Origin of the sequence: Schnuerera sp. (assembly GCF_035459645.1) — a bacterium.
Taxonomy (GTDB): domain Bacteria; phylum Bacillota; class Clostridia; order Tissierellales; family Tepidimicrobiaceae; genus Schnuerera.
Genome location: NZ_DATHXO010000334.1, coordinates 1 through 1,866, shown reverse-complemented (window position 1 = coordinate 1,866; position 1,866 = coordinate 1). Strand labels below are relative to the sequence as shown.

Below are 1,866 nucleotides of genomic sequence, written 5' to 3'. Positions count from 1 at the left end.
ACAAAAATATTTTCAATATTATTTTCAAATATATTATTATCACTATCTGTAGCAATTTTATCAGCGATAATAGGTACAATGACTGCTAGAGCATTAGTTCTATACGATTTCGTAGGAAAAAGATTAATAGAGTTTTTAAGCATTGCACCAATTCTAGTGCCTGGAACTGCATTTGCTATGGGCATACATGTAGTATTTATAAAGATGTCTTTAGCTGATACTGTATTAGGAGTAATAATAGTTCATTTATTATATACTTTACCTTATTCTATAAATATTATGAAAGATTTAACAATATCTATAGGAAAACAAATGGAAATGCAAGCTTATGTATTAGGAGCATCCCCTTTGAAATCATTTATATATATTACATTGCCATTACTTACACCAGGAATAATGGCGAGTATTAGCATGGCTTATATCACCTCGTTTAGCCAGTATTTCATTACTTTATTAATAGGTGGAGGAAAAGTTAAAACATTGAGTATCCTTATGGTGCCGTTCATATCAAAAGGAGACCGCTCTCTAGGTTCTGCCTATGCCTTAGTATTTGTTATATCTACACTTTCAGTTTTCGTAGTTATTAATAAAATAATAGAAAAACTGCAATACGAAACTAAGGGAGGAGAAATATAATTGGAATTAGAACTAAAGAATATATCTGTAACATTGTCTAATAAAAAAATATTAAGATCAATAAATTTAAAAGTTGAAAATGGAGAATTCATCTCACTTTTAGGTGCTTCAGGATGCGGAAAGACCACAATGCTAAAAACAATAGCAGGCATAATAAATCAAAGTGAAGGCTCTGTCATTTTAGGCGGAAATGTAGCGGATAATATACCAGCCCACAAAAGAAATACAGTTATAGTTTTCCAAGATTTTAGATTGTTTCCCCATATGACAGTAGCAGAAAATATAAGCTTCCCATTAAAAATGCGTGGTATTAACAAAAGTGAGCGTAGAAGAAAAGCCATAGACCTACTTAAGAAAGTTAAACTAGAAGGCTATGAAGATAGGCATGTTGATGAAATATCTGGAGGTCAAATGCAAAGAGTTGCTCTAGCCCGCGCACTTGCCGCTGATCCAATAGTATTGCTTTTAGATGAGCCCTTCTCAAGCCTCGATATTAATTTGAGAAAGGATATGAGAGAGCTAGTCTTAGAACTACAAAAAGAATATAAGATAACCACCATACTAGTTACCCATGATCAGGAAGAAGCATTGACTATGTCTCATAGAATAGCTTTCATGCATAATGGTCAAATAGAACAATATGATACTCCAGAGAATATATTTAGAAATCCAGTGAACACCGTAGTAGCCGATTATTTTTCTGAAGGAACCTATATTAATGGAGAAATAGTAAATAATAAATTTGTTAGTGAATTATTTAGCAGCAGTGTAAATAAAGAAAATGGAAAGTACAAATGCCTTGTAAGACCATCTGCAGTGAAAGTAAAAAAATATAATAACGGTGACTTTATAATAATAGACAAGGTATATCAAGGAAATAATTACTTGCTTAAGCTAAACAACACTAATAACAATCTAAAATTAGAGAGCATTGTTCCATACCCTACAGACATTGTAGAAGAAGATAGGGTTAATATAGAATTAGAAAAGGATAAGCTTATTTTTATACCTGAAAAATAAGCTTATCCCGAGTTTCATTAATACTTTTCTCCAAAACTCTTAAATTGTTCGTATACATGTTCTATATATTCATGTATATTTTTTATCTTTGGTATAATAACTTTTCTCTTCTTTCCTTTTCCAAATAATAAGCCTTTCTTCATACTTTCCTCATCTGGAGAAATATCTAGAGTATTTTCTATAAATAAATCTGGATTTAAAAGAGATGCT

General features: G+C 31.1%; 3 protein-coding genes. 2 read left to right on the top strand and 1 reads right to left on the bottom strand.

The window, feature by feature from the left end; all coding sequences use genetic code 11:
- Both VK998_RS07790 and VK998_RS07785 read left to right on the top strand, forming a co-directional pair.
- The coding region (locus VK998_RS07790) for an ABC transporter permease (RefSeq protein ID WP_325227369.1) at window positions 1-636 on the top strand (636 nt) is incomplete at its 5' end.
- The gene (locus VK998_RS07785; RefSeq protein WP_325227366.1) at window positions 637-1,656 is read left to right on the top strand and encodes an ABC transporter ATP-binding protein; all 1,020 of its coding nucleotides are present in this window, start codon (window positions 637-639) and stop codon (window positions 1,654-1,656) included.
- A 17-nt stretch (window positions 1,657-1,673) separates the two neighbouring features.
- Here the strand turns inward: VK998_RS07785 and VK998_RS07780 are convergent.
- Window positions 1,674-1,866 (bottom strand): hypothetical protein (locus VK998_RS07780; RefSeq protein ID WP_325227361.1); only part of this gene is annotated, 193 nt, incomplete at its 5' end.